1 protein-coding gene is annotated in these 1,194 nt (G+C 57.9%); it reads right to left on the bottom strand.

What is annotated here, in order from left to right:
* The coding region (locus AC2GXZ_RS32530) for an FG-GAP repeat domain-containing protein (protein WP_483763378.1) at positions 1–1,090 on the bottom strand (1,090 nt) is incomplete at its 3' end.
* Between the last annotated feature and the right edge of the window lie 104 nt (positions 1,091–1,194).

The raw sequence follows: 1,194 nt of genomic DNA, 5'->3' as shown, positions 1-1,194 counted from the left end.
AGTCGCCGGACCAGCCAGAGCCGGCAATAGACTGGCCGGAGGCCACGACAGCAACTCCGTCCGCGCTGAACTGAAGCGCATAGGTCGCCATCGTTTTATAGGGGTTCTCTTTCAGGCGGCCGGCATCGCCGATGATCTCGGCCTTGCCGTCATTGTCGAGGTCGCGCAGGATCGGCACGTTCGAGAACGACAGGCCGGTTGCCACCTTGATAAAGCCATTGCCGGTCGAGAGGTAAGCATCGAGCTTCTGGTTCAGGATGCTCACCGCGACCAGATCGCTGGCACCGTCGCCATTGATGTCGCCGACCGCGCAGTAGATCTGCTCGGTATATTCTTCTGGCCTGTTGCACTTTGCGCCGATCGAAACCGCACTCCACACACCATCGACGAGGCGGTCTGCTTCCGACTTGTTGTCGCCAGTGATCAAACCCTGACGTCCGTTACCTTGAAAGTCTGCAACGCCAACCACCGAATACTTGGTCTTGACGGCTTCATCCAGGCCGTCGCCATTTGAGTCTATGACTGCGATCCTTGCGGAAGCCTGTAAAGCGCTCGATGAAAGGGAGGCCATAACACCACAGACGGTCGTGTTGGCGCTCGGGCATGCCTTCATGTTATGCGTCAAGCCATCGGCAACAATGCCGAACTCATTGAACAGGTCTAGCCAGCTGTTGGTATTCCCATCAGAGTTGCCGGTGTGTGAGACGACCGTCATCAGTCCGATGTCTTTCGTGGATTTCGACGTGAACCGACCCGCGAAGCTGGCAGTGTTGGGGAGCTGATAGCCAACCGATTCACTTGTCGCATCCGGGCGTGTGATCAGAAGCTTCTTCTGTGATTTCGTCGCGACCTTGCCGTCGTCTCCAAATCCGAGGATATCGAGCCGGCTGTTGTAGATACTCTCGTCTCTTTCGGTCCGGCTGATGCCCCAGAGTTCGTCGCGGCCGTCGAAGTCGAGGTCGCCCACCTGCATGCCGTAATACGGCAGATAAACAGCCCCCATGTCGGCAGGTGCTGCCGGCAACTGTGCTGCGACCCTGGTATAACTGAAGGTGAGATTGTCGTAGACCATCTGACGGATGGTGCGCACGGTGTCCCCGGTAACGACACCGGACGTGATCGTCGCATCGCGTCCATACTGCTGCACCTTGGTGAGCCGCGAGACATTGGTCAGCGGTGCCTGGTCATAGGTCA

It is taken from the genome of Aliirhizobium sp. YIM B11859 (genome assembly GCF_057163345.1).
This window is presented reverse-complemented; position numbering and strand designations above follow the sequence as displayed.